This is a genomic window from Pseudomonas sp. TSRC2-2 (assembly GCF_049897785.1).
GTDB lineage: Bacteria > Pseudomonadota > Gammaproteobacteria > Pseudomonadales > Pseudomonadaceae > Aquipseudomonas.
Genome location: NZ_JAFCWZ010000018.1, coordinates 49,154 through 75,824, shown reverse-complemented (window position 1 = coordinate 75,824; position 26,671 = coordinate 49,154). Strand labels below are relative to the sequence as shown.

Sequence of the window (26,671 nt, the reverse complement as noted above, 5' to 3'; positions counted from 1 at the left end):
TGTGCTATCGTTGCGGCATCATTTCGTTACGCTTCAAGAGAATTCCTGCATGAAGGTGGCCGTCCGGACGACAGAGCGTGTGGTTGCCTGCCAGCGGGCATTGCTGATCGTTTTGCTCTGGTTGCTGACGGGCAACGCCATCGCACAAGCGCAAACCGGGCCGGCCGAGCAACGGGCCAAAGCCGTGACGCAAGTCGTCCTTGGTATCCTCAGTTATGCCCGCTGGCCAGTGGAACCGGTGCAGTTACGCCTGTGCATTGTCGGCCCCACCGAATACACCGATGACCTGGTCAAAGGCACCACGCAAGCCACTGGCCGGCCGGTGGCTGTGCGTCGTCTGCTGGCGGACAACCCGGCCATCGTCAGCGAATGCGACGCGGTGTACATCGGCAAGCTCACCGCCGCTGAACGCAGTCGCCTGTTCGCATCGTTGATCGGGCATCCGGTGCTGAGCATCAGCGAAGCGGACGATCAATGCACCGTTGGCAGTCTGTTCTGCCTGCGCGTCGGCGATGAGCAGGTGTCGTTCGAGGTCAATCTCGACTCGGTCGCTCGCAGCGGCGTACGCATTCATCCCAGCGTGCTGCAGTTGTCCCGTCGCAAAGCGGCAGCGCCATGAAGCTGTTCAGTTGGAAGGCTCGCCCGACTCTTGGCTCGGTCATCGGCCGTGGGCATCTGATTGTCGCGCTGATGGCGGTGGCGATGGCCAGTATTTCGCTGACCTTGCTGGGTTTGCTGGCGCTGCGGGTATACGCCGATCACAACCTGCATTTGATCGCCCGTTCGATCAGCTACACCGTCGAAGCGGCTGTGGTGTTCAATGACAAAGCAGCGGCAACCGAGGCGCTGGCGATCATCGCCTCCACCGAAGAAGTGGCGGATGCCCGAGTGCTGGACGCGCAAGGCCAATTGATTGCGCAATGGCAGCGCGCCGAGACCGGCCTGTTCTCCGAGCTGGAAATGCAGATCACACGCGCCATTCTGGAAAAACCGGTCAGTTTGCCGATCGAGCATCAGGACCGCGAAATCGGTCGGGTCCTGCTCATCGGTCACGGCGGCAGCCTGATGCGTTTCCTGCTCAGTGGCCTGGCCGGAATTGTACTGTGCACCGCGATCAGCGCCTGGGTCGCGCTTTATCTGGCGCGACGGCAACTGCGCGCAATCATTGGCCCATTGCACAGCCTCGCCTCCGTCGCACACGCCGCGCGCAGCGAGCGGGCACTCGATCGGCGGGTGCCGCCGGCGCAAATCGCCGAACTGGATAATCTGGGCAACGACTTCAATGCCTTGCTCGGCGAACTGGAGTCCTGGCAAACCCATCTGCAAAACGAAAACGAAACGCTCGCCCATCAAGCGACCCACGACAGTCTCACCGGGTTACCCAACCGCGCGTTTTTCGAAGGACGTTTGATCCGTGCCTTGCGTAACAGCAAAAAACACGATGAGCGGGTGGCCGTGCTGTTTCTCGACAGCGACCGCTTCAAAGGCATCAACGATAACTTCGGCCACGCCTCGGGCGACGCAGTGCTGGTGGCCATCGCCAATCGCGTGCGAGCGCAATTGCGTGAGGAGGATCTGGTCGCTCGGTTGGGTGGGGATGAGTTCGCCGTGCTGCTCGCGCCGCTTCACGCGATTGAAGACGCTGAGCACATCGCTGACAAGATCCTCGCCAGCATGGACATGCCGATCACCCTGCCGGGCGATACCAGTGTGGTGACCTCGCTCAGCATCGGCATCGCCGTTTACCCCGATCATGGCGCCACGCCAGGGACCTTGCTTAACGCAGCCGACGCGGCGATGTATCAGGCCAAGCGCCTGTCGCGCGGCGCGCAATTTACGGCCGGGTCGGAGCGCCCGGTCGATTCCGTTCACACCAGGAGCTGATGTCCGTGTTCACTCTTCCCGTTCGACTGTTTTCCGCTTTGCTGTTGATCGCCGCGCTGACGCTGAGCGGTTGCCAGACCAGCCCAAAGAAAGGCCTGACCCCCGCGCAGGTCGCCGTGCTCAAACAGCAGGGTTTCGAGTTGACCGACGACGGTTGGGAGTTCGGCCTGTCGGGCAAAGTGCTGTTTGGTAGCGATGTCGAAAGCCTGAATGCACCCAGCACGGAAATCGTCGAACGCATCGGCAAGGCGCTGCTTGGCGTGGGTATCGAGCGCGTTCGGGTCGATGGCCACACCGATGCGTCGGGCAAGGAAACCTACAATCAGCAACTGTCGCTGCGCCGGGCCAAGAGCGTTGCCAACGTCCTCGGCACGGTCGGCATGAAGCAGGAGAACATCCAGCTGCAAGGCCTGGGCAGCAGCGAGCCGGTGGCTTCCAACGACACCGCAGCGGGGCGTACGGAAAACCGCCGGGTGTCGATTGTGGTCAGCGCCGATTAATCGGCAAAGCGCATCTCCCGCGTTTCGCCCATCAACAACGCCTGATTGCGCTCAGTCACCTCACGGATGTAATCCCACAACAACGTGATCCGCTTGAGCTTGCGCAGATCCTCCCGGCAGTACATCCAGAACTGCCGTGTGATGTCGATTTCCTCCCGCAACACCGGCAGCAATCGCGGATCCTGTGCAGCGAGAAAGCACGGCAGGATCGCCAGCGAGCGCCCCTGCTGCGCGGCGACGTATTGCGCGATCACGCTGGTGCTGCGCAAATGTGCGCTGGCGCCGGGCACCACGTTGGCCAGGTAAAGCAGCTCCGAGCTGAACGCCAGGTCGTCCACGTAACTGATGAATTGATGCTTGCTCAAATCCGCTGGGCGGCGGATGGGCGGGTGTTTGTCCAGATAATCCTGGGTTGCGTACAGCTGCAAACGGTAGTCGCAAAGTTTGCAGCAGACGTACGGCCCGTGCTCCGGCCGCTCAAGAGCAATGACGATGTCGGCCTCGCGCTTGGACAGGCTGATGAAGTGCGGCAGCGGCAGGATGTCCACCGAGATAGCTGGGTAGGCGTCGACGAAATGGCTCAGCTGCGGGGTGATGAAAAAACTGCCGAAGCCTTCGGTGCAGCCCATGCGCACATGCCCGGACAGAGCCACGCCGGAGCCCGAGACTTGCTCGCAGGCCATGTGCAACGTGCTTTCGATCGACTCGGCATAGCCGAGCAAGCGCTGGCCCTCTGTGGTCAGGACGAAACCGCTGGTGCGGGATTTTTCGAACAGCAATGTGCCGAGCGCTGCTTCCAGCGAACTGATCCGGCGCGACACCGTGGTGTAGTCGACGGCCAGCCGTTTGGCGGCGGTACTGGCTTTGCGGGTGCGGGCGACTTCGAGGAAAAACTTCAGGTCGTCCCAGTTCAGCGAGCCTAGCGAGGTGATGTTTTTTTGCATGATGGACGGGCTTATATGTGCGTTCTTATTAGAAGTTTGCACATCTATACTCCAAAAACCGTCCGACAACCATTCTGGACACACGCCTCATCTCAAGGCGAACCTTTCGCCTTGGCTCCTACGATAAAAACAAGTTCTGGAGACCAGCATGAACGCATCGCTTACGCCCAACGACACCACACTGCAAAAGGTAAAACTGCTGATCGACGGCGAGTGGGTTGAGTCGCAGACCAGTGAATGGCACGACATCGTCAACCCGGCGACCCAGCAAGTGCTGGCCAAAGTGCCGTTCGCCACCGCCGCTGAAGTCGATGCCGCCGTCAGCGCCGCCCAGCGTGCCTTCCAGACCTGGAAACTGACCCCGATCGGCGCGCGGATGCGCATCATGCTCAAGCTGCAAGCGTTGATTCGCGAACATTCCAAACGCATCGCCGTGGTGCTCAGCGCCGAGCAAGGCAAAACCATTGCTGATGCCGAGGGCGATATTTTCCGTGGCCTGGAAGTGGTCGAGCACGCCTGCTCGATCGGTACCCTGCAAATGGGCGAGTTCGCCGAGAACGTCGCCGGCGGCGTCGACACCTACACCCTGCGCCAGCCGATCGGCGTCTGCGCCGGCATCACGCCGTTCAACTTCCCGGCGATGATTCCGCTGTGGATGTTCCCGATGGCGATCGCCTGCGGCAACACCTTCGTGCTCAAGCCTTCGGAACAGGATCCGCTGTCGACTATGCTGCTGGTGGAACTGGCCATTGAGGCTGGCGTTCCGGCGGGTGTGCTCAACGTGGTTCACGGCGGCAAGGATGTGGTCGATGGCCTGTGCACGCACAAGGACATCAAAGCCGTGTCGTTCGTCGGTTCAACCGCCGTCGGCACGCACCTCTATGACCTGGCCGGCAAACACGGCAAACGCGTGCAGTCGATGATGGGCGCAAAAAACCACGCCGTGGTACTGCCGGACGCCAATCGCGAGCAAGCGCTGAATGCCTTGGTCGGTGCCGGTTTCGGTGCGGCCGGGCAACGTTGCATGGCCACGTCGGTGGTGGTGCTGGTCGGTGCCGCAAAACAGTGGCTGCCAGACCTGAAAGCGCTGGCGCAGAAACTCAAGGTCAACGCCGGCAGCGAGCCGGGCACCGATGTCGGTCCGGTGATTTCGAAAAAGGCCAAGGCGCGAATTCTTGAGCTGATCGAAAGCGGCATCAAGGAAGGTGCCAAGCTTGAACTGGACGGTCGCGACATCAGCGTGCCGGGTTACGAGCAGGGTAACTTTGTCGGCCCGACCCTGTTCTCCGGGGTGACCACCGACATGCAGATCTACACCCAGGAAATCTTCGGCCCGGTACTGGTGGTGCTCGAAGTCGATACCCTCGATCAAGCGATTGCGCTGGTCAACGCCAACCCATTCGGTAACGGCACTGGCCTGTTCACCCAGAGCGGTGCGGCGGCGCGTAAATTCCAGACGGAAATCGACGTCGGTCAGGTCGGTATCAACATCCCGATTCCGGTACCGGTACCGTTCTTCAGCTTCACCGGCTCGCGCGGTTCGAAACTCGGCGACCTCGGCCCGTACGGCAAGCAAGTGGTGCAGTTCTACACGCAGACCAAAACGGTCACGGCGCGCTGGTTCGACGACGACAGCGTCAACGACGGCGTGAACACCACCATCAACCTGCGCTGAGGATTCGATCATGAAAATCGCATTTATCGGGCTGGGCAACATGGGCGCGCCGATGGCGCGCAACCTGATCAAGGCCGGCCATTCGCTGAACCTGGTAGACCTGAACAAAACCGTGCTGGCGGAACTGGAACAACTGGGCGGCACCATCCGCGCTTCGGCGCGCGAGGCGGCGCAAGATGCCGAACTGGTGATCACCATGCTCCCGGCCGCTGTGCACGTGCGCAGCGTGTGGCTGGGTGAAGAGGGCGTGCTCGCCGGCATTCGCCAAGGCGTGCCGGCGGTGGATTGCAGCACCATCGATCCGCAGACCGCGCGCGACGTAGCGGCCGCAGCGGCCAAACACGGCGTGGCCATGGCTGATGCGCCAGTGTCAGGTGGCACCGGCGGTGCTACGGCCGGGACGCTGACCTTCATGGTCGGCGCTACCCCGGCGTTGTTCGCGACCCTGCAACCGGTGCTGGCGCAGATGGGCCGCAACATCGTGCATTGCGGTGAAGTCGGCACCGGCCAGATCGCCAAAATCTGCAACAACCTGCTGCTGGCGATCTCGATGGTCGGCGTCAGCGAGGCGATGGCTTTGGGCGATGCGCTGGGCATCGACACCTCGGTGCTGGCCGGGATCATCAACAGCTCGACCGGCCGTTGCTGGAGTTCGGAAATGTACAACCCGTGGCCGGGCATCGTCGAGACGGCGCCGGCCTCGCGCGGATATACCGGTGGCTTCGGGGCGGAGTTGATGCTCAAGGATCTCGGTCTGGCCACAGAAGCGGCGCGGCAGGCGCACCAACCGGTTGTGCTCGGCGCGGTGGCGCAGCAGTTGTATCAGGCGATGAGTCAGCGTGGTGATGGCGGTAAAGACTTCTCGGCGATCATCAACAGCTACCGCAAACCACAGTAGAAGGCCTTGGTGAAAAACCTGTGTGAGCGAGCCTGCTCGCGAAGACGGCATCTGTATCAATAGATGATTGACTGACAGTCCGCTTTGGCGAGCAAACTCGCTCCCACATTGGGATCGTGGTGGTATGAATATCATTTGCCGGGAAATCACGTCGGGTGATTCCCCGGCTTTTTTGCATCAGGCGAACACGAAATACTTGCGCACGGTCTCGACCACTTCCCACGTGCCCTTCATGCCCGGCTCAACCACGAAGATATCGCCGGCGCGCAGGTGGATCGGCGCCATGCCGTCCGGGGTGATCACGCAGTAGCCTTCCTGGAAATGGCAGTATTCCCACTTCACATAATCGACGCGCCACTTGCCCGGCGTACAGATCCAGGTGCCCATGATCTTGCTGCCGTCTTCGCTGGTGTACGCATTGAGGTTGACGGTGTGCGGGTCGCCTTCGAGTTTTTCCCACTTGCAGGCGTCGAGTACCGGCAGCGGGTGAGTGTCGCGCAGAACGGTGATTGGGGCGGTCGCGGTCATGGGAACTCCGGTCAAGTGGACTTGAAAATCGAAGTTGCACCCTATAGCGCCCGGTCGCCGTTCAGTTGTCTGGGGTCGACATCGGAGTGCTCAGAAACGCGCGCATTGATGAGCGCTTGTAACAACGCCTGGGCATAACCCGGCAGTGCCGCGAAGTCTCTTGTGCAGAGCAATAACCTGCGGCGCGCCCATGGCTCGTTGAGAGTCACGCGCTCGAACCGATCGCCCCTCGCGCGTTCGACAGCGGCCAAGGGCACGATGGCCAGTCCGGCGCCTCGGGCGACCATGCGCATCGCGCCATCAAAGCCATCGGCGCGTATGCGCACCTGCATCCGTGCGCCGCTGTGCAGCGCCTGTTCTTCCAGATAAATCGCCAATGCGCTGTCGGCGTTCAGTCCGACAAAGTCATGCTGCAACGCGTCGCTGAAACTGACCTCGGCGGCATCAGACAGCGGGTGATCGAGCGGAAGAATCAGCACCAGCGGATCGTCGCGAAACGCCTGAGTCTGTAAGCCGTTTGTGTCGACCGCGTCGGAGACGATGCCCAGATCCGCTGCGCCTTCACGCAAGGCGTGGATAATTCGCGCGCTGGGTAATTCCTGCAGATCAATGTCCAGATTGGGATGGTTGCGCAGAAAGTCCGCGAGCACTTCCGGCAGGTACTCGGTGATCGCCGTGGTGTTGCACAACAGCCGCACCTGGCCTTTGACGCCTTGCGCATAATCGGCCAGATCCTGCTGCATGCGTTCGGCCTGTTGCAGAAGGATGCGCGCATGGCGGGGGAGGGCTTTGCCGGCGGGCGTCGGGGTGACGCCACGGCGGCCGCGTTCGAGAAACTCGGCGCCCAGCGAGGCTTCCATCGCGCGGATTCGGGCGCTGGCGGCAGCGAGGGACAAGTGACTGCGGGCGGCGCCGGCGGTGATATTGCCGGTGTCGAGGATGTGCAGGTAGAGGCGCAGGTCGGTGAGGTCGAAGTGCATGGGGTTCGCCTGTGGATTGTGGTGGCTTGCCGCGATGAGGTCAGACGCATCAATGCAAAGTTCAGCCTCCTGTCCTGACAGAGGCAGGCTCAGTATATGGCAGATTTTCATCCAGCCCGGATCAGTGCACATTATCCCCATGCACACACTCACCAACTTTTACCAAAGCCTCGGCCTGACCCTGTCTCTATTGGTCATCGCTACTTTCCTGCTCGCCGGCATGGTCAAAGGCGTCATCGGCCTCGGCCTGCCCACTGTCGCCATGGGCCTGCTTGGTCTGGCTATGGCGCCGGCGCAGGCAGCTGCATTGTTGATCATCCCCGCTACCCTGATCAACCTCTGGCAACTGACCTTCGGCGGCCATCTGAAAAGCTTGATGAAACGCCTCTGGCCGATGTTGCTGATGATTTTCCTCGGCACCGGACTCGGCACCCTCTGGATCGGTCTGTCCGGCGGGCACTGGGTGGTGCGCGGACTCGGCGCGGCGCTGTTGCTGTATGCGTTGAGCGGATTGTTCCTGCCCACGCTTCAGGTTAAACCCGAGCATGAATCGTGGCTTGGCCCGCTGTCCGGCCTGATTACCGGCGTCATCACCTTCGCCACCGGCGTCTTCGTGATTCCGGCGGTGCCGTACCTGCAAGCGTTGGGGCTGAGCCGCGATGAGCTGGTGCAGGCGCTCGGCCTGTCCTTCACGGTTTCGACCCTGGCGCTGGCCGCTGGGCTGCTCTGGCACGGCGCACTCGGCGGTGGCGAATTGAGCGCCTCGCTGCTGGCGCTGATCCCGGCCATGCTCGGCATGTGGCTTGGCCAATGGCTGCGCCAACGCATCAGTGCCGTGCTGTTCAAGCGTGTGTTCTTCGTCGGAATGGGCGCGCTCGGCGCCCATTTGCTGATCAGCGGCTAGCCGACGATTCGCTGAGCATGTCGATCGGGCGGATATCGAAATCTTGCTGCAGATATTCCATGCGTTTGGCGAAGAACTCCGTCATGTGCGGCAACGCCGAGTGCACATCCAGATGCGCCTGGCTGGCCCAGATCTCGTAGAAGATAAACAGCGTCGGATCCTGCTGGTCGCGCAGCATGTGGTACTCGATGCAGCCCGGTTCGGCGCGGCTCGGCTCCACGTAAGCACGGAACAGCGCTTCGAATTCGGCGGCTTTTTCCGGGCGGGTCTTGGCGTGCAGGATGAAACCCTGGCGTTCACTCATCACAACTTCCTCAAAAGCAGAAAGCGGCGATGCTACGGCAACAATTGGTGATCGATTCGTGCGTTTTGATCAAATGTATTTTGCGCCGATGTGGCTGTTTCCGCGCGAGCTCGATGGTTAATCTGCCGTCATTCCAATTCCTGTTTCAATCCAGCCTCAAAGGCTGCGCCGAGGTTTTTCGATGAAAAAAGTCCTGCTGCTCAATGGCGGTAAAAAATTCGCCCACTCCGATGGCCGCTACAACACCACCCTGCACGAAACCGCGCTGAGCGTGCTCGATCGCGGCGGTCTCGACGTCAAGACCACCTTCATTGATGAGGGCTACGACGTGGCCGAAGAAGTGGCGAAATTCCTCTGGGCCGACGTGATCATTTACCAGATGCCGGGCTGGTGGATGGGCGCGCCGTGGACGGTGAAAAAATACATCGACGAAGTCTTCACCGAGGGCCACGGCAGCCTCTACGCCAGCGACGGTCGGACCCGCTCCGATGCCTCGCAGAAGTACGGCAGTGGCGGTCTGATTCAGGGCAAGCAATACATGCTGTCACTGACCTGGAACGCACCCCAGCAAGCCTTCGATGATCCGACGGATTTCTTCGAAGCCAAGGGCGTGGATGCGGTGTATTTCCCGTTCCACAAGGCCAACGAATTCCTCGGCATGACCGCGTTGCCAACCTTTCTCTGCGTTGACGTGATGAAACGTCCGAATATCGAAAATGATGTGGTGCGTTATGAGCAGCATCTGACTGAGGTATTGGGCCTCAAGGATTGATGGTTTCGGGCTACTATCCGGGTAACAGCAAAAGATCGCAGCCTGCTGCAGCTCCTACAGGGGGGATGGCGACTGGTTGCGATCTTGGCGATTTCAAAGAGGGTATCCGTGAAAGCCAGATCCGATGAGTTGCAGATTTTCGTCTGCGTGATCGAGTGCGGTTCGATTTCCGCCGCTGCCGAACAGGTCGGGCAGACGCCGTCGGCCGTCAGCCGCACGTTATCGAAGCTGGAAGCCAAGCTCGACACCACCCTGATCAACCGCACCACGCGGCGCATGGACCTGACCGAGGAGGGCAAGTACTTCTTCGAACAGGCCAAGCTGATTCTCGACCAGATGGATCAACTCGAAGAACGCCTGTCCTCGCGCCAGCAAACCCCGTCCGGACGGCTGCGCATCAACGCCGCCTCGCCGTTCATGCTCCACGCCATCGTTCCCTACATCGACGAGTTCCGGCAGTTGTATCCCGACATTCAGCTCGAACTCAACAGCAATGACCTGATCATTGACCTGCTGGAACAAAGCACCGACGTCGCCATCCGCATCGGCACCCTCGCCGATTCGACGCTGCACGCACGTTCGCTCGGTTGCAGTCCGTTATTGATCGTCGCCAGCCCTGCTTACCTGAAAAAGCACGGCGCGCCCCGGCAGGTCGCAGACCTGAGTGAACACACGCTGCTCGGCTTCACCCACAACGAAGGCCTCAACCAATGGCCGCTGCGCTATGTGCACGGCGACCGCTGGCCGATCACCCCGGCGATCAGCGCTTCCAGCGGCGAGACCGTGCGCCATTTGGCGCTGGAAGGGCAGGGCATCGCCTGTCTGTCGCACTTCATGACCATCGAGGACATCCGCGCCGGACGCCTGAAAGTCCTGCTGGGTGAATTCAACAGCGGCTACCGCCAGCCGATCAACGCCGTGTACTACCGCAACTCGCAACTGGCGTTGCGCATCCAGTGCTTCCTTGACTTTATCCAGAGCAAACTCGCCGCCTACGCCAGCGCCGAATTCAAGGGCTGATTCGTGATCCGTGCGCAAGAGTGAATTGGCCTGTGGCGGGTTTTTCGCCGAGGTTCAGCGGTCGATACTCGCTGCATCACTTATTCACGCAGGGAGTTAATCCATGAACGTATTCGTCACCGGCGCTGCCGGTTTTATTGGCGGTTCCATCGCCACCGGTCTGGTGCAGGCCGGGCACACGGTTACCGGTCTGGTGCGCAGCGCGGAGCAGGCTGATGAGCTGAAAGCATTGGGCATGAACGCGGTAATCGGCACCCTCGATGATAGCCACTTGCTCACGGAGCAGGCGCGTGCCGCCGATGCCGTGATCAACGCTGCCAGCAGTGATCATCGCGGTGCAGTTGAAGCCTTGCTCGACGCTTTGCGCGGCTCCAATAAAGTCTTTCTGCATACCAGCGGATCGAGCATCGTCGGCGATGCCTCCGGCGGCAAATCCAGCGATGACATTTACTACGAGGACGACCTGCCGGAGCCGACTGTCGACAAGGCCGATCGCGTAGCCATCGACAACCTCGTGCTCGCGGCGGCGCAGGATGGCGTGAACTCGGCGGTGATCTGCAACACCCTGATCTACGGCCACAGCCTGGGCGTCAACCGCGACAGCGTGCAACTGCCGCGACTGCTGAAACAGGCGCGCAAAAGCGGCGTCGTACGCCACGTCGGCAGCGGCCAGAACATCTGGTCCAACGTGCACATCGAAGACGTCGTCGCCCTGTATCAGCTGGCGCTGACCAAAAACGTGCCCGGCACTTTCTACTTCGTCGAGAGCGGTGAAGCCTCGTTCATCGACATGACCACCGCCATGGCCGAAGCCCTCAATCTGGGCGAACCGCAAGACTGCCCATTGCAAGACGCCGAAGCCGAATGGGGCTACGAAATGGCCAACTACGGCCTCGGTTCCAACAGTCGCGTCCGCGGCAAACACGCCCGCGACCTGCTGGGCTGGACGCCGAAGCGCACGTCGGTGGTTGAATGGATTCGTAACGAAATGGTGTGAATTCAGTACCACCGAGTTAGGCCATTCGCGAGCAAGCCCGCTCCCACAGGTCTGCGCATTCTATCTAAAGGAATGCGATCAAAACTGTGGGAACGGGCTTGCTCGCGAATGCGGTGGGTCAGCCAGTGAGGGTGTTGGATGCGATGACGCCTTCGTGAGCAAGCCCACTCCCACAAGTCGACAGCATTCCGTCTGAAGGAATGCGATCAAAATTGTGGGAACGGGCTTGCTCGCTAATGCGGTGGGTCAGCCAGTGAGGATGTTGGATGCGATGACGCCTTCGTGAGCAAGCCCACTCCCAGAAGTCGACAGCATTCCGTCTGAAGGAATGCGATCAAAACTGTGGGAGCGGGCTTGCTCGCGAATGCGGTGGGTCAGCCAGTGAGGATGTTGGATGCGATGACGCCTTCGTGAGCAAGCCCACTTCCACAAGTCGACAGCATTCCGTCTGAAGGAATTCGATCAAAACTGTGAGAGCGGGCTTGCTCGCGAGTGCGGTGGGTCAGCCAGTGAGGATGTTGGATGCGATGACGCCTTCGTGAGCAAGCCCACTCCCACAAGTCGACAGCATGTTGTCTGGACGAATGCGATCAAAACTGTGGGAGCGGGCTTGCTCGCGAACACGGTGTGTCAGGCGGTGAAGATGTCGGATGTGATAACGGCAAGCTCACTCCCACAGGGCTTGTGGTGATGAGAAAAACCATGAAAATCCCGCCCGCCGATTTTCATTAATCACGACAACACATACCCACCAGCGACACGCCTTGCCTGTCCACGAAAACTACTTTCATGCGGTTTGAAATCTCTGTCTCGAAATGATTTATGAGTTTCACAACCCATTCGAACGTGACCCTTTCGAGGAGTACCGCATGACGCCTTCCTTCGGCTATTGGCTGCTGGTCTACGCCGCCGTGGCCATCATCGCGCTGATCGTGTTGATCGCCCGTTACCGGCTCAATCCGTTCATTGTCATCACCCTGATTTCCCTCGGCCTGGCGCTGGTTGCCGGAATGCCACCATCGGCGGTGGTCGGTGCGTATGAGGCCGGGGTCGGCAAGACGCTGGGGCATATTGCGCTGGTGGTGGCGCTGGGGACGATGCTTGGCAAGATGATGGCCGAGTCTGGCGGCGCCGAGCAGATGGCGCGCACGCTGATCGAAAGGTTCGGCGAGAAGAACGCGCATTGGGCGATGGTCTGCATTGCGTTTCTGGTCGGCTTGCCGCTGTTTTTCGAAGTCGGTTTCGTCTTGCTGGTGCCGATCGCGTTCACCGTGGCCCGTCGGGTTGGCGTGTCGATTCTGATGGTCGGTCTGCCGATGGTTGCGGGCCTCTCGGTGGTGCATGCGCTGGTGCCGCCGCACCCGGCGGCGATGCTCGCGGTGCAGGCCTATCAGGCGTCGGTCGGGCAGACCTTGCTGTACGCCATCGCGATCGGCATTCCGACCGCGATCATTGCCGGCCCGTTGTACGCCAAATTCATTGTGCCGCGCATTCAATTGCCGGCGGACAACCCGCTGGAAAAGCAATTCCTCGATCGCGAGCCGCGCGACAAACTGCCGGGCTTCGGCATCACCATGGCGACCATTCTGCTGCCGGTGGTGTTGATGCTGATCGGCGGCTGGGCCAATCTGATTTCCACACCCGGCAGCGCGTTCAATCAGTTTCTGCTGTTCATCGGCAACTCGGTGATCGCGCTGTTGTTGGCAACCTTGCTGAGCTTCTGGACGCTGGGCATCGCTCAGGGTTTCAACCGCGAATCGATCCTCAAATTCACCAACGAATGCCTCGCGCCGACCGCCAGCATCACCTTGCTGGTCGGCGCCGGCGGTGGCCTGAACCGGATTCTGGTGGATGCCGGCGTCACCGATCAGATCGTCGGCCTCGCTCACGAATTTCACCTGTCACCGCTGATCATGGGCTGGCTGTTCGCAGCGCTGATGCGTGTCGCGACCGGTTCGGCAACCGTAGCGATGACCACCGCATCAGGCGTTGTCGCGCCGGTGGCCATCGGTCTGGGTTATCCACACCCGGAGCTTTTAGTGCTGGCGACCGGCGCGGGCTCGGTTATCTTTTCCCACGTCAACGACGGCGGGTTCTGGTTGATCAAGGAATACTTCAACATGACCGTTGCGCAGACGTTCAAGACCTGGACCGTGCTCGAGACATTGATCTCGCTGGTGGCTTTCGCGCTGACCGTCGGCCTTTCTTATTTGTTGTAACCGGAGCCTGCCGCCCATGGACATCCTCTACCAGATCCGCGCCCGCCAGGATTCCTTCAGCGCCGGCGAGGGGCGCATCGCGCGGTTGATGCTCGACGACGTCGGGTTTGCCGCCAGCGCCAGCCTCGAAGACCTCGCGCAAGGGGCCGAGGTCAGCACCGCCACGCTGTCGCGCTTTGCCCGCACGGTTGGCTGCCGTGACTTGCGCGATCTGCGCCTGCAACTGGCTCAGGCCAGCGGCGTTGGCAGTCGTTTTCTCGACCCGGCGGGCATGCCTGAGCAGTCGGCGTTCTACGGGCAGATCGTCGGCGACATCGAAACCACGCTGCGCCAGCATCTGGCCGGTTTCGATGAGTCGCGCTTCGCCGACGCAGTGAAATTGCTCAGCCAGGCGCGGATGATTCACGCGTTTGGCATGGGCGGATGCTCGACCCTGTGCAGCGATGAATTGCAGGTGCGCCTGGTGCGCCTCGGCTACCCGATTGCGGCGTGCCACGACGCGGTGATGATGCGCGTCACCGCCGCCAGCCTCAACGCCGAGCAAGTGCTGATCGTTTGCTCGCTGACCGGCATCACCCCGGAGCTTTTGGAAACCGTCGAACTGGCGCGCAACTACGGCGCGCGCATCCTCGCCATCACTCGCGGCGATTCACCGCTGGCCGAGCTGGCCGACGTCGTTCTGCCGCTGCAAGGCGCGGAAACCTCGTTCATCTACAAACCGACCGCGGCGCGCTACGGCATGCTGCTGGCCATCGACGTGCTCGCCACCGAGCTGGCGCTGGCCAGCCCCGAAGACAATCAAGAACGTTTGCGGCGAATCAAACTCGCCCTCGACGAATACCGAGGCGGCGACGATCACCTGCCGCTGGGAGACTGACATGCAGTACGACACCCTGATCCGCAATGCTCTGGTCATCGACGGCAGCAACACGCCCGGCTATCGCGCAGACGTGGCGATTCTCAATGGTCGCATCGAGCGCATCGGCGACCTGCACGATGCCCGCGCCACGGAAGAAATCGACGCCGCCGGCCGCGTGCTGGCGCCGGGGTTCATCGACGTGCACACCCACGACGACACCGTGGTCATCCGCCAACCCGAGATGCTGCCCAAGCTCAGCCAGGGCGTGACCACGGTGATTGTCGGCAACTGCGGCATCAGCGCTTCGCCGGTCACTTTGAAGGGCAATCCACCCGATCCGATGAACCTGCTCGGCAGCGCAGCGGCGTTCGTTTACCCGCGTTTCCGCGACTACCGCGCCGCGGTCGAAGCGGCCAACCCCACGTTGAACGTTGCCGCACTGGTCGGTCACACGGCGCTGCGCAGCAATCACCTCGACGACTTGTTGCGCACCGCAACGCCCGGCGAAATCGCCGCCATGCGCGAGCAACTGCGCGACAGCCTCGAGGCCGGCGCGTTGGGTTTATCCACAGGCCTGGCCTATGCCAGCGCCTTCAACGCGTCCACGGATGAAGTCATGCAATTGACTGAAGAGCTGGCGGCGTTCGGCGCGGTGTACACCACCCATTTGCGCAGCGAATTCGCCCCGGTGCTGGAAGCCATGGACGAAGCCTTTCAAATCGGCCAGCACGCGCAATCGCCTGTGATCATTTCCCACCTCAAATGCGCCGGCGTCGGTAACTGGGGGCGCAGTCCGCAATTGCTCGCAGCGTTGGAAGAGGCAGCTAAATCCCATCCGGTCGGCTGCGATTGCTACCCGTACGCGGCGAGTTCCTCGACGCTGGATTTGAAGCAGGTCACCGACGCTCATCGCATCACCATCACCTGGTCGACTCCGCACCCGGAAGTCAGCGGGCGCGACCTGATCGACATCGCTGGCCAATGGAAACTGTCGCTGGAAGAAACCGCGAAGCGTCTGCAACCGGCCGGCGCGGTGTACTACGGCATGGACGAGGCCGATGTCAGAAGAATCCTCGCCAATCCGCTTTCGATGGTCGGCTCTGACGGACTGCCCGAAGACCCATTTCCGCATCCGCGCCTGTGGGGCGCTTTCCCACGGGTGCTCGGCCATTTCAGCCGCGACGTCGGCCTGTTTCCGTTGCACACCGCCGTGCACAAGATGACTGGGCTGTCGGCGGCGCGTTTTGGCTTGCAGGAAAGAGGCGAGATTCGTGAAGGACATTGGGCGGATCTGGTGTTGTTTGATCCGGCGACCGTGCGTGACGTCGCCGATTTCAACGATCCGCAGCGGGCGGCGCAGGGGATTGACGGGGTTTGGGTCAACGGCGTTTTGAGTTATCGCGGCGGGCAGGCGAATGGGAGCCGCGCGGGGCGGTTTCTGGCACGCGAAGGTGATTTGCGCAAAGGATTTCATTGATCGAGACTCTCCTGTAGGAGCTGCCGAAGGCTGCGATCTTTTGATTTTATAAAGTGATGGCACTATGAGATTAAAGAAAGCCATCAAAAAGCCGATTTGTTGACATCCTCCCCGGCTACACTGTGGGGCCAATCAGTCAGGGAGCACCCCATGAGCTTCGGCAAAACCACCCCGATTCTGCGGATCTTCGATGAGGCCAAGGCTGTCGAGTTCTACGTCGATTTTCTGGGTTTCAAGATCGACTGGCAGCATCGCTTCGAAGCCAATTTTCCGCTGTATCTGCAGGTGTCGCGGGGCGAATGTGTGCTGCATCTGTCCGAGCATCACGGCGATGCGTGCCCGGGTTCGGCGCTGCGTATCGAGACCGATGAGCTGGAGGCGTTTCAACAGCAATTGATCGCCAGGAACTACACCTTTTCCCATCCGCAGATTCAGGCGATGCCGTGGGGCAGCCAGGACATGACCGTTGCCGATCCGTTTGGCAATCGGTTGGTGTTTACCAATGCGATCAGTCTTTGAGCTGGACGCCTGGCGCGACCTGACCTCTTGGGATTGCCCGCAGGCATCAGTAATACTTGCGAGCGCTCACCTCATTCCGTCGGCACCAACCGATCCAGCACCCGATTCACCGCCATCTCCGCGACCATCACAATCTGCGCAATGCCCTGCAACGTCTTGCGTTGCGAGCCGTTCACCAGCCCTGCCTGATCGTTGAGCATTACCGTCGCTGAGCCCAGGGTTTCGCAGGCGTCGGCCAACAGCGATTCGTTGTCGGCCTCGGGATTGGCCATGTACAGCGTGTTGGGTTTGTAGGGTGGGGCCATGAATTCAGCGCCAGACGTGCCGAGGTAATGGTCGAGCGCGCGATCGGCGGCTTCGTGGAATTTCTTTGAATCGGGGGCTTCGTAGGGCGGTGCCGGGTCGGTGGTTGGCGGGTTTGGGGTTACTTTGAACATGAATGCTTGCCTCGTAATGAAGCTGCATCCGTTTCGCCGCTAAGCAAAGGGAGGCAGCTGTGCGCAAGTTAGCGGACCGGTAAGCATTCAACCCGGTGCATCCGAAGATGCCATGCGCACAGCCACCATCGAGCGCAGGCGTGAGCCTGACTGATTGGACCTGTACAACCGGAATGCTGTCCGAGCCGCTAAGCTCGATCACTGAGAAATCAGTGACCGAATCAAGTTACCGGCAGGCCCCCAGGCGCACAAGCCGGCGGATTCTGGCGCAGGCGTAGGCAGCGGCGCAAGGATTTGTGGGTGGTTTCGCTGAATGTCTGGTGGCTTTAAACAGTTGCGCCGAAACGTGTTTAATCGGTGTGGCGAAGGGGCCGGCACATTCACCGCCGATTGCGCAACCGAAACTCCCCCGGCGGCATACCGCGCCAGCTCTTGAACGTGCGATGAAACGAGCGCGGTTCGGTGAAGCCCAGATATTGCGCAATGTCCTGAATCGGCAACGTGCTGTTGAGCAAATAGTGCTCCGCCAGTTCCTGACGCAACTCATCAAGAATCTGCTGATACGACGTCCCCGCGTGCTGCAATTGCCGCTGCAACGTGCGCACCGAAACGCTGAGCTGTTCGGCCACTTGCTCCTTGCGCGGCAAGCCCTCCTTGAGCAAACCGCGCAGGATGTTTTTCACCTGCTGCGCCAGTGACACATCCTCCAGCGTCGCCAGCAGACCCATCGCATGTTCTTCCAGGGTTCGCAGCAGTTGCGCATCGGCCTGGCGCAGCGGCAACTGCAAATAAACCAGCGGCACCACCAGCGCCGAATACGCCTGATCGAACCGCACCGGGCAACCGAAAAACGCCTCGTACTCGGCCTGCGTCACCTCATCCGGCCGCGCATGCTCCAGCCATACGCAGGCCGGCGACAGCTGCGTGTCGGCGATCCAGCGCGCGTAGTGCAGCCACGAACCGAGCACATTTTCCACCAGATGCCGACGAATCCGTGGCCGCTGGAAACGGCAGGTCCAGATCAGATGCACGTGCTCGTTCTGCACCTCGGCGCGGCTGACGCCCATGTCGCCGACGAGTTTTTCGAACGGCATGATCCGGCTCATCGCGTCGCCCAACGTCGCGCAATTCATGGTGATGTAACCGAGCACGCTCCACGAATTGGGCAGGACGAAACTTGCCGCATGCAGGCCGAACAACCCATCGCCGGAGTGCTCGCAGAAATAATCCAGCAAGCGCTCGTGTACCTCACCCGGCAGGCGCAACGTGTTGTCGCTCAACTGCTGCGCCTGCAACCCGGCCGCCGCCAACGCAGGCTCGATGGCCATGCCCAACTGTTCGGCATGGCGCAGGTATTTGAGCAACGGCGGAACAGAAGTGAAGCCGAGCGATGGCATGGTCGCGGTCCTTTGATCGACGGCGCGTGAGTGAATGAATGCCGCAAGGTAAGTGGATTGCCCGGCGAAAGTAAATGCCCGGACGTTTGGCGCCATTCGCTACAGGATCTGGCCGGATGCGACCGTGACAGATCCACAGCGCTGACTAGTATGCAAGCTTGATCCGACGGCAGAAAAAGGACACCCGCATGCGACGCTGGAACGGCTGGGGAGAGGCAGGCACGGTGGTCGAACTGCCGGCCCAGGGCGCGACATTTCTCCACGAACGCTTGGGCGCTGGCCGGGCATTGCCCGATGCGACCCTGGCAGCGGCGTTGGCGCAAGTGCCGACCTCGCGGCTGGTGCCGCACCGTTTATACAGCGTCGACACTCACGACCGCCTGCTGCACGCGCGCGGCCAGAGCCTGCCGGACTGGCTGGCGTTGCGCGAAGGCGTGCTGGGCACGTATCCCGATGCCGTGGCGTTTCCCGAGACCGCTGAGCAGATCCGCCAATTGCTCGCGCTCGCCCATGATCAGGATTTATGCCTGATTCCCTATGGCGGCGGCACGTCGGTGGCCGGGCACATCAATCCGCCGACGTCACCGCGGCCGGTGCTGACGGTGTCGCTGGCGCGGATGAATCGCCTGACCGACCTCGACGAACAGAGCCTGCTGGCGACGTTCGGCCCCGGCGCCAGCGGGCCGCAAGTGGAAAGCCAGTTGCGCGCGCGCGGCTACACGCTGGGGCATTTTCCGCAGTCGTGGGAGCTGTCGACCCTGGGCGGTTGGGTGGCCAGTCGTTCCAGCGGCCAGCAGTCGTTGCGCTACGGGCGGATCGAGCAATTGTTCGCTGGCGGCACCCTGGAAACGTTCGCCGGGCCTCTGCAGATTCCAACCTTTCCCGCGTCGGCGGCAGGTCCCGATCTGCGTGAAATGGTGCTTGGTTGCGAGGGCCGTTTCGGGATCATTTCCGAGGTCAAAGTGCGGGTCAGTGCGTTGCCGGCGGACGAGCGTTTCTACGGTGTGTTCCTGCCAGACTGGCCGCAGGCGTTGCAAGCGATCCGGCAACTGGCGCAGGCGCGCGTACCGCTGTCGATGCTGCGTCTGTCGAACGCGGTGGAAACCGAAACGCAACTGGCGCTGGCCGGCCATCCGCAGCAGATCGCCTGGCTGGAAAAGTACCTCAAGTGGCGCGGCGCCAGCGGCGGCAAATGCCTGCTGACCTTCGGCGTCACCGGCAATCGCCAGCAAAACGCACTGTCGCTGAAACACGCGCGCCAACATCTGAAAGCCTTCGGCGGCGTGTTCACCGGCACCCTGCTGGGCAAGAAGTGGGCGCAAAACCGCTTCCGCTTTCCCTACCTGCGCGAAAACCTGTGGAACGCCGGTTATGTGGTCGACACGCTCGAAACCGCCACCGACTGGAGCAACGTCGACCACTTGCTCAGCCTGATCGAAAACAGCCTGCGCGACGCCCTGGCGGCCGAGGGCGAACGCGTGCATGTGTTCACTCACCTCTCGCACGTTTACGGCGAAGGCTCGAGCATTTACACCACTTACGTGTTTCGCCCGGCAGCGGACTACGCCGCGACGCTGGCGCGCTGGCGGGTGCTCAAGCACGCGGCCAGCCAGACCATCGTCGACAACCACGGCACCATCAGCCATCAGCACGGCGTCGGCAAGGATCACGCGCCGTATCTGCTGCGCGAAAAAGGCCTGCTGGCGATGCAGACGTTGCAGGCGCTGAGCGAACATTTCGACCCGCAGGGGCGTCTCAATCCCGGCACGTTATTGCCAGAGTCGCGGCCATGACTGCGCACTGGAACGCGCAATGGCGTGAACAGATTCTGCCGACGCTGGCAGATGAAACCTGGGACCTGATCGTCATCGGCGGCGGCATCAGCGGCGCCGGAATTGTCCGCGAAGCCGCGCGCCGGGGCTGGCGCTGTCTGCTGTTGGAGCAGCGCGATTTTGCCTGGGGCACCTCCAGCCGATCATCGAAAATGGTCCACGGCGGTTTGCGGTACATCGCCAAGGGCCAGTGGCGCCTGACCCGCGATTCGGTGCGCGAGCGCCAGCGACTCCTCGACGAAGCGCCGGGGCTGGTCGAGCCGATGAGTTTCATGATGCCGCACTATCGCGGCGGCTTTCCCGGGCCGCGCGTCATGGGCGGCTTGCTCTCGGTTTACGACGCGCTGGCGGGGCGGCGCAATCATGGTTTTCATGACGCGCAGCAACTGCGTTTTCTCGCGCCGGGGGTGAAGGAAAACGGCCTGCTTGGCGGCAGCTGTTTTGTCGATGCGCTGACCGATGATGCGCGACTGGTCATGCGCGTACTGCACGAGGCGCGGGCCGACGGCGCGGTGGTCATTAATGGCGTGCGGGTCACGCAATTGCTGCGCGAAGGCGGGCGGGTGTGTGGGGTTCAGGTCGAAGATGGGGAGGGCGGCACGACGCTGCAATTGCGCTCCGCTGTGTTGGCCGTAGCCACGGGCGCGTGGGCTGAGCGCTTGCGTCCGGCTGAAGCAGCGAAGCAATTGCGACCGTTGCGTGGCAGTCATCTGTTGCTGCCGGGCTGGCGGTTGCCGGTGGCGCAGGCGTTCACCTTTCTGCATGCGCGCGACCGGCGTCCGGTGTTTGTGTTTCCGTGGGAAGGCGCGACGGTGGTCGGCACCACGGACCTCGATCACCGCGAAGATCTCGACCAGAGCGCACGCATTTCCCGCGAAGAACTCGACTATCTGCTCGCCGCGTGCCAGCAGCAATTTCCCGGCGCCGAAATTGGTGTCGACGATGTGCTGTCGACCTGGTCAGGCGTGCGTCCGGTGGTCGGCAGCGCGACGGGTGCGCAGCAGGGCAAGCCGTCCAACGAGACTCGCGAACATGTGTTGTGGCAGGAGCCGGGTTGCGTGACTTTGGCCGGCGGCAAACTGACCACATTTCGCCCGCAAGCGATCGAAGTGCTCAAGGCGTGTGCGGTGATGCTCGGGCGCTCTTTTGTCGATGACGGCGCGCCGGTGTTCGCCGCTGTGCCGCCGCTGCCAATTCCAGGACTGAGCGCCAGTCAATGGCGACGCTTGGCCGGGCGTCACGGTCGAGACCTGCCGAGGCTGGCGAAACTGCTTGGCGAACTCGGTCCGGAAACGGTTGGCGCCACCGATACGTTGTGGGCCGAACTGGCGTTCGCCTGCGAGGCGGAAATGATTCTGCACCTGGATGATCTGCTGCTGCGCCGCACCCGTTTGGGCCTGTTGCTGCCGCGCGGTGGCGAGGATTATTTGCCTGCGATTCGCACGCTCTGCCAGCCGCGATTGGCCTGGAACGATGAGCGCTGGCAAGCGGAAATCCAGCGCTACTGTTTGCTGTGGCTGCGCGATCACGGCTTGCCGCAGATCACGTCATGAAATACCTATTGGCGATCGACAACGGTACCCAGAGCGTGCGCGCATTGCTCTTCGATCTGCAGGGCAACTTGCTCGGCAAAGGCAAAGTCGATCTGCAGGCGTACTACTCGACGCAACCCGGTTGGGCCGAGCAGGATCCGGAGTATTACTGGGCGAAACTCGGCGAGGCCTGTCAACAACTCTGGCAGCAGACCGGCATCGACCGCACGCAGATTGCCGGCGTGTCCCTGACCACCCAGCGCGGCACGATGATCAATGTTGATGCCGAGGGCAAACCGCTGCGCCCGGCAATTGTCTGGCTCGATCAACGCCAGACTCAAGTTAAGGGCGGCATCAAGGGACCGTGGGGCTGGCTGTTCAAATTGGTCGGTGCCCGGGCGACGGTGAATTATTTTCGCGCCCAGGCCGAGGCCAACTGGATCGCCCGGCATCAACCTGACGTGTGGGCGGCGACCGACAAAGTTCTACTGCTCTCGGGCTTTCTTACTCATCGCCTGTGCGGGCGTTTCGTCGACTCGGTCGGCTGTTGCGTCGGCTATCTGCCCTTTGACTTCAAACGGCTGAAATGGGCGGCCCCGCGTGACTGGAAATGGCAGGCACTGGCGGTGCGCCCCGAGCAGTTGCCGACCCTGCACAAACCCGGCGAAACCCTCGGCTACATCACGACTGAGGCCGCCCGCCACACGGGCATTCCCGAAGGCCTGCCGTTGATTGCCGCAGGCGCCGACAAGGCTTGCGAAGTGATCGGCGCCGGCGTGGTCGATGCGAGCACCGTGTGCCTGTCCTACGGCACCACCGCGACCATCACCAGCACCCGCTCACGCTACCTGGAAATCGTCCCGCTGATCCCACCGTACCCCTCGGCCGTGCCCGATCAGTACAACTGCGAGGTGATGATCTATCGCGGCTACTGGATGGTCAGCTGGTTCAAGAACGAGTTCGGCCTGCGCGAAATGCAGCAGGCAAAAGCGCAGGGGATCGAGCCGGAGCAACTGTTCGACGCACTGGTCGAGGCGGTGCCACCCGGCTCGATGGGATTGATGCTGCAACCCTACTGGTCACCGGGCATTCGCGAACCGGGCGTGGAAGCCAAAGGCGCAATGATCGGCTTCGGCGACGTGCACACCCGCGCGCACATTTACCGGGCGATTCTCGAAGGCCTGGCCTACGCGCTGCGCCAGGGCATGGAGAATATCGAGCGACGTTCAAAGGTCTCGATCCAGCGCCTGCGCGTCGCCGGCGGCGGCTCGCAAAGCGATGCTGCCATGCAACTGACCGCCAACATCTTCGGCCTGCCTGCAGAGCGCCCGCATGTGTATGAAGCGTCCGGGTTGGGGGCGGCGATCTGTTGCGCGGTGGGGTTGGGATTGCACAGGGATTACCCATCGGCCATTGCGGCGATGACCCGGGTTGGAGCGGTTTTTACGCCGCAGCCTCAAGCTCAGAAGGTTTATGAGCGGTTGTACACAGAGGTGTATCTGCGGATGTATCGCCAGCTCAAACCGCTGTACCAAAGCATTCGCAAAATCACTGGCTACCCCGAATAGTGCTGACACCACAGATTCCGGTGGGGAGCGGGTTTGGCGTGTGCTCAGAATCCGGGCCGCGACAACAAACCAGTGTGGGACGGGCTTGCCCGCGAATGCTGAGCATCAGTCAGCAATGATTTTTTTGACCCGCCACTTTCGCGAGCAAGCCCGCTCCCACAGGGATTTGCGGCGGGATCGAAATCCAGCGGGGCACACAAATCAGTTGTGGGAGCGGGCTTGCCCGCGAATGCTGAGTGTCAGTCAGCGACGATTTTTTTGACCCGCCGCTTTCGCGAGCAAGCCCGCTCCCACAGGGATTTTGCGGCGGGATCGAAATCCAGCGGGGCACACACATCAGTTGTGGGAGCGGGCTTGCCCGCGAATGCTGAGTGTCAGTCAGCGACGATTTTTTTGACCCGCCACTTTCGCGAGCAAGCCCGCTCCCACAGGGATTTGCGGCGGGATCGAAATCCAGCGTGGCACACAGATACATTGTGGGAGCGGGCTTGCTCGCGAAGGCGGTGGGTCAGCCAAAGTGGTTTTGATTGACCCACCGCAATTGCGGGCAAGCCTCAGCGCAAGACGAAATCAAACGCGGAAGTGGCTGACCATCTGCTGCAGCTGACCACCCAGACGCGCCAGTTCAACACTCGACGCGGCCGTCTCATCACTCGCTGCGGCGGTCTGCTCGGACACGTCGCGCACGTTGATGATGCTGCGGCTGATCTCTTCGGCCACGGCGCTTTGCTGTTCAGCCGCCGCAGCGATCTGCTGGTTCATCGACTGGATGTTCGACACCGTGCGGGTGATGTTTTCCAGCGAGGCGCCGGCCTTGCGCGTCAGGGCGACGCTGCTGTCGGTCAGCGCGCGGCTGTTGTTCATCACTGCAGAAACCTGCTGGGTGCCGTTCTGCAGACCGGCGACCAGACCTTCGATTTCCTCGGTCGATTTCTGCGTGCGTTGAGCCAAACCGCGCACTTCATCTGCAACCACGGCGAACCCACGCCCGGCTTCACCGGCACGCGCTGCTTCGATCGCGGCGTTGAGTGCGAGCAGGTTGGTCTGTTCGGCGACAGCCTTGATCACGTCCATAACGCTGCCAATCTTGTCGCTTTCCTGTTGCAACACGCTCATCGCTTCGGTCGAACGCACCACTTCGCTGGCCAGACGTTCGATCTGCGCGATGGCTTCGTTTACAACCTTGTCGCCTTCACGGGCTTCGCCGTCCGCCGCAGCGGCGGCTTGCGACGCTTCTTCGGCATTGCGCGCAACTTCCTGCACGGTGGCAGTCATTTCGTGCATGGCAGTGGCGACCTGATCGGTCTCGACTTTCTGACTGTTCACACCGGCACTGGTCTGCTCGGTCACCGCCGAGAGTTCTTCGGCGGCGCTGGCGATTTGGGTGACGCCGTCGCGGATGCCACTGATCAAATCACGCAGGGTCACGCCCATGCGCGCGATGCCTTGCTGCAACACGCCGAGTTCGTCGCGGCGAGTGACGGTGACGTTCTGGGTCAGGTCGCCGCTGGCGATGCGCTCGACCACGGCCAGGGTTTCCTGCAGCGGGCGGGTGATCTGACGGGTAATGATCACCGCCGCAATCACACCAACCAGCAGCGCCAGCAACGTGCTGATCAACTGAAAGGTGCGCGCCTGAGCACTTTCGGCGTCACGGCGATCAAGCTGAATCTGGTACAACTGCTCGCTCAGGGCGACGATGGTGGTGCCCTGATCGGTCATTTCCTTGCGCGCCTGCACGGCATCGGCATTGGCGTTCTTGTACGCCATCAACGCACTGCGATAGCTGGTCAGCGCGGTTTCCAGTTGGCGCAAGGCGTCCTGTTGAGTCGCGGCAAATTGTGTATTCAGCGGTTTGAGGCTGGCGACGGCCGCGTCGATCTGGCCGACGGCTTTCTGCTCGGTCTCGGCGTTGCTGGTCGCGGTGTAACCACGCACTTCATAGCGCGCGAGGATGAACGCTTCCTTCGCCGCGGTAACCGCCTGGAACTGCTCGAAACGCTGATCGCTCAACTCCATCTGCTGCACGCGCTGGCTGATCGACTCGATCAGGTTGTAAGCGGTCTGGGCGTTGGCGCTCATGGTGTCGCGCGCGCTGTTGCCGGTGCGATAGGCGTTGCGCATTTTGTTCAGCGAGGTCTGGTATTCAGCGATGGTTGCCGCCTGCTGCTTGAGCAGTGCGACGTTCTCAGGACTCTTGAATTTGCTGATCAGCGCCTGCTGCTGTGCGGCGAAACTTTCAAGGGTGGTCTGCACATTCTGTGCGGCGGTTTCGTCGCCGTTGGTCAGCATGTATTGCAGGCGCACCACGCGCAATTTGGTCAGGCCGGCGTTGAGCTGGGTGATGTCGCTCATCCAGTTGCTGCGGTCGATCAGGCCGCCGAGGCTGGTCCAGCCGGTCAGCGCCAGAATGCAGGTCAGGGCCAGCACGAGGCCGAAGCCCAGGCCGAGTTTCATGTTCACGCTGATGTTACCGAACCAGCTATTCATGCAAATCCTCCAGAAACGTTGGGTTTCTTGGTCGTCAGTTAGGCTGGAAGATTGTTGTTCTTTTGAGCCAGCAGGGGTGTTAGCAGGTCTGTATCGGCCGCAAACCCGAGAGCTGAAAGGATTTTGTCAGATGGTTTGGAACCCCTCAGCCCAGACGCCGCGACCAACGCTGATCCGGCGCCTCGAACCCGGGATTGAGCAGCGCCGTCAGCACATGGTCCTGCCAGCGCCCGGCGATATTCAGATACGCCTTCGCATAGCCCTCGCGCTCAAAGCCCAAACGTTCGAGCAAACGCGCACTGCGCTCATTGCCAGGAATGTAATTGGCCATGATCCGATGCAGATTCTGCGTATCGAACATATAACCAATCCCCGCTTCCAGCGCCTCCTGCATCAAACCCTGACCCTGATGCGCTTCATCAATGTGATAACCCAGATAACACGCCTGAAACGCCCCGCGAATGATGCCGCTGAAATTGCAGGCCCCGATCATTTGCTGACCATCTGGCGACAGCAGCGCGAAATGCATCGCCAGGCCTGCTTCGAAGGCGCTGGCCTGGATCTCGAGGCGACGGCGGATGTTCGCGGTGGAGAAGTAATCGGTGGTGCGGATGGGCGACCAAGGGGCCAGGTGCCGCTGGTTGCGCTGGTAGAACGCGCTTTCGAGCTTGGCCTGATCGGGGGACAGGATCGCCAGCGTGAGGCGCGGGCAGGGCAGGGATAACAGTGGCATCGAGCGCTCCTTGGCGAGGGATCTGCCGGCAGAGTCGCGTATATGCCGGGGAGGGGCAAGGTGCGCAGAAATCAGGGACGAAAAAAAGCCCGCCAGGAGCGCGGGCGAACCGTAGTTTCTTGAATGAGCAGGAGGATTTTATCGGTTCGCGGGGCGGGGCGCGGTGAAGAAAAATTCACGTCGAAACAGGCGCATCAATTTT

Annotated in this window: 23 protein-coding genes and 2 pseudogenes; 16 read left to right on the top strand and 9 right to left on the bottom strand. The window is 61.5% G+C overall.

Annotated features, from left to right (window positions below; translation table 11 throughout):
• Positions 1-49 precede the first annotated feature (49 nt).
• The 3 genes from ACP7D9_RS28650 to ACP7D9_RS28640 are packed head-to-tail and all read left to right on the top strand — an operon-like array spanning position 50 to position 2,384.
• Positions 50-619: a YfiR family protein gene (locus tag ACP7D9_RS28650; RefSeq protein WP_101158189.1), complete on the top strand. Its 570-nt coding sequence runs from the start codon at positions 50-52 to the stop codon at positions 617-619.
• Positions 616-1,884 carry a diguanylate cyclase domain-containing protein gene (locus ACP7D9_RS28645; RefSeq protein ID WP_101158187.1) on the top strand — a complete coding sequence of 423 codons (1,269 nt, stop codon included), beginning with the start codon at positions 616-618 and terminating at the stop codon, positions 1,882-1,884. Before ACP7D9_RS28650 ends, ACP7D9_RS28645 begins: the two co-directional genes overlap by 4 nt.
• Positions 1,884-2,384, top strand: a complete 501-nt coding sequence (locus ACP7D9_RS28640) for an OmpA family protein (RefSeq protein ID WP_426160326.1) — start codon at positions 1,884-1,886, stop codon at positions 2,382-2,384. Before ACP7D9_RS28645 ends, ACP7D9_RS28640 begins: the two co-directional genes overlap by 1 nt.
• On the opposite strand, the gene ACP7D9_RS28635 is transcribed toward ACP7D9_RS28640, so the two are convergent.
• Positions 2,381-3,328, bottom strand: a complete 948-nt coding sequence (locus ACP7D9_RS28635) for a LysR family transcriptional regulator (RefSeq protein ID WP_426160325.1) — start codon at positions 3,326-3,328, stop codon at positions 2,381-2,383. The genes ACP7D9_RS28640 and ACP7D9_RS28635 overlap by 4 nt on opposite strands.
• A 148-nt stretch (positions 3,329-3,476) precedes the next feature.
• Between ACP7D9_RS28635 and ACP7D9_RS28630 the strand changes: the two genes are divergently transcribed.
• A complete protein-coding gene (locus tag ACP7D9_RS28630) occupies positions 3,477-5,003 on the top strand; it encodes a CoA-acylating methylmalonate-semialdehyde dehydrogenase (protein WP_426160324.1) in 1,527 nt (508 codons plus the stop codon).
• A gap of 10 nt (positions 5,004-5,013) precedes the next feature.
• The gene (gene mmsB, locus ACP7D9_RS28625; RefSeq protein WP_312995017.1) at positions 5,014-5,901 is read left to right on the top strand and encodes a 3-hydroxyisobutyrate dehydrogenase; all 888 of its coding nucleotides are present in this window, start codon (positions 5,014-5,016) and stop codon (positions 5,899-5,901) included.
• Between the two features lie 177 nt (positions 5,902-6,078).
• Here the strand turns inward: mmsB and ACP7D9_RS28620 are convergent, their stop codons facing one another.
• Both ACP7D9_RS28620 and ACP7D9_RS28615 read right to left on the bottom strand, forming a co-directional pair.
• Positions 6,079-6,429, bottom strand: coding sequence for a cupin domain-containing protein (locus ACP7D9_RS28620; protein ID WP_016770579.1), 351 nt, complete (start codon positions 6,427-6,429; stop codon positions 6,079-6,081).
• A gap of 41 nt (positions 6,430-6,470) precedes the next feature.
• Positions 6,471-7,409 carry a LysR substrate-binding domain-containing protein gene (locus ACP7D9_RS28615; protein ID WP_426160323.1) on the bottom strand — a complete coding sequence of 313 codons (939 nt, stop codon included), beginning with the start codon at positions 7,407-7,409 and terminating at the stop codon, positions 6,471-6,473.
• Between the two features lie 139 nt (positions 7,410-7,548).
• On the opposite strand from ACP7D9_RS28615, the gene ACP7D9_RS28610 reads away from it, so the two are divergent.
• On the top strand, positions 7,549-8,313 hold the full coding sequence (locus ACP7D9_RS28610) for a sulfite exporter TauE/SafE family protein (protein WP_426160322.1): 765 nt from the start codon (positions 7,549-7,551) through the stop codon (positions 8,311-8,313).
• On the opposite strand, the gene ACP7D9_RS28605 is transcribed toward ACP7D9_RS28610, so the two are convergent.
• Positions 8,303-8,617, bottom strand: coding sequence for a putative quinol monooxygenase (locus tag ACP7D9_RS28605; protein WP_426160321.1), 315 nt, complete (start codon positions 8,615-8,617; stop codon positions 8,303-8,305). The genes ACP7D9_RS28610 and ACP7D9_RS28605 overlap by 11 nt on opposite strands.
• 181 nt (positions 8,618-8,798) lie before the next feature.
• Here ACP7D9_RS28605 and ACP7D9_RS28600 point away from each other — a divergent pair, with 181 nt between their 5' ends.
• The 7 genes from ACP7D9_RS28600 (at position 8,799) to ACP7D9_RS28570 (ending at position 16,480) form a co-directional block, all read left to right on the top strand.
• Positions 8,799-9,389 (top strand): NAD(P)H-dependent oxidoreductase, encoded by a 591-nt coding sequence (locus ACP7D9_RS28600; RefSeq protein WP_101158173.1) that lies wholly within the window; start codon positions 8,799-8,801, stop codon positions 9,387-9,389.
• A 108-nt stretch (positions 9,390-9,497) separates the two neighbouring features.
• On the top strand, positions 9,498-10,409 hold the full coding sequence (locus ACP7D9_RS28595; protein ID WP_312995025.1) for a LysR family transcriptional regulator: 912 nt from the start codon (positions 9,498-9,500) through the stop codon (positions 10,407-10,409).
• Between the two features lie 103 nt (positions 10,410-10,512).
• Complete coding sequence (locus ACP7D9_RS28590; RefSeq protein ID WP_426160320.1) at positions 10,513-11,406, top strand: NAD-dependent epimerase/dehydratase family protein; 894 nt, start codon at positions 10,513-10,515, stop codon at positions 11,404-11,406.
• 869 nt (positions 11,407-12,275) lie between these two features.
• On the top strand, positions 12,276-13,625 hold the full coding sequence (locus ACP7D9_RS28585; protein ID WP_039759733.1) for a GntP family permease: 1,350 nt from the start codon (positions 12,276-12,278) through the stop codon (positions 13,623-13,625).
• Positions 13,626-13,641: 16 nt separating this feature from the next.
• Positions 13,642-14,502, top strand: a complete 861-nt coding sequence (locus ACP7D9_RS28580) for a MurR/RpiR family transcriptional regulator (protein WP_426160319.1) — start codon at positions 13,642-13,644, stop codon at positions 14,500-14,502.
• Position 14,503: 1 nt separating this feature from the next.
• The gene (locus ACP7D9_RS28575; RefSeq protein ID WP_426160318.1) at positions 14,504-15,961 is read left to right on the top strand and encodes an N-acyl-D-amino-acid deacylase family protein; all 1,458 of its coding nucleotides are present in this window, start codon (positions 14,504-14,506) and stop codon (positions 15,959-15,961) included.
• 150 nt (positions 15,962-16,111) lie between these two features.
• Positions 16,112-16,480, top strand: a complete 369-nt coding sequence (locus ACP7D9_RS28570; protein WP_426160317.1) for a glyoxalase superfamily protein — start codon at positions 16,112-16,114, stop codon at positions 16,478-16,480.
• A gap of 71 nt (positions 16,481-16,551) precedes the next feature.
• Here the strand turns inward: ACP7D9_RS28570 and ACP7D9_RS28565 are convergent, their stop codons facing one another.
• Positions 16,552-16,917: a DUF6124 family protein gene (locus tag ACP7D9_RS28565; RefSeq protein WP_426160316.1), complete on the bottom strand. Its 366-nt coding sequence runs from the start codon at positions 16,915-16,917 to the stop codon at positions 16,552-16,554.
• Positions 16,918-17,297: 380 nt separating this feature from the next.
• Positions 17,298-18,314 carry an AraC family transcriptional regulator gene (locus ACP7D9_RS28560; protein WP_426160315.1) on the bottom strand — a complete coding sequence of 339 codons (1,017 nt, stop codon included), beginning with the start codon at positions 18,312-18,314 and terminating at the stop codon, positions 17,298-17,300.
• Positions 18,315-18,502: 188 nt separating this feature from the next.
• On the opposite strand from ACP7D9_RS28560, the gene ACP7D9_RS28555 reads away from it, so the two are divergent.
• Genes ACP7D9_RS28555 through ACP7D9_RS28545 form a run of 3 tightly spaced genes read left to right on the top strand, consistent with a single transcriptional unit; the run spans position 18,503 to position 23,246 of the window.
• A complete protein-coding gene (locus ACP7D9_RS28555; RefSeq protein WP_426160314.1) occupies positions 18,503-20,107 on the top strand; it encodes an FAD-binding oxidoreductase in 1,605 nt (534 codons plus the stop codon).
• Complete coding sequence (locus tag ACP7D9_RS28550; RefSeq protein ID WP_426160313.1) at positions 20,104-21,699, top strand: glycerol-3-phosphate dehydrogenase/oxidase; 1,596 nt, start codon at positions 20,104-20,106, stop codon at positions 21,697-21,699. The genes ACP7D9_RS28555 and ACP7D9_RS28550 overlap by 4 nt, the downstream gene beginning before the upstream one ends.
• The gene (locus ACP7D9_RS28545) at positions 21,696-23,246 is read left to right on the top strand and encodes an FGGY-family carbohydrate kinase (protein WP_426160312.1); all 1,551 of its coding nucleotides are present in this window, start codon (positions 21,696-21,698) and stop codon (positions 23,244-23,246) included. Before ACP7D9_RS28550 ends, ACP7D9_RS28545 begins: the two co-directional genes overlap by 4 nt.
• Positions 23,247-23,816: 570 nt before the next feature.
• Here ACP7D9_RS28545 and ACP7D9_RS28540 read toward each other — a convergent pair.
• The 3 genes and pseudogenes from ACP7D9_RS28540 to rimJ all read right to left on the bottom strand — a co-directional run.
• Positions 23,817-24,413: pseudogene (locus ACP7D9_RS28540) on the bottom strand (methyl-accepting chemotaxis protein); the annotation flags it as partial.
• 309 nt (positions 24,414-24,722) lie between these two features.
• Positions 24,723-25,601: pseudogene (locus ACP7D9_RS28535) on the bottom strand (methyl-accepting chemotaxis protein); the annotation flags it as partial.
• A 280-nt stretch (positions 25,602-25,881) separates the two neighbouring features.
• On the bottom strand, positions 25,882-26,469 hold the full coding sequence (rimJ, locus tag ACP7D9_RS28530; protein ID WP_426160311.1) for a ribosomal protein S5-alanine N-acetyltransferase: 588 nt from the start codon (positions 26,467-26,469) through the stop codon (positions 25,882-25,884).
• Positions 26,470-26,671: the final 202 nt, after the last annotated feature.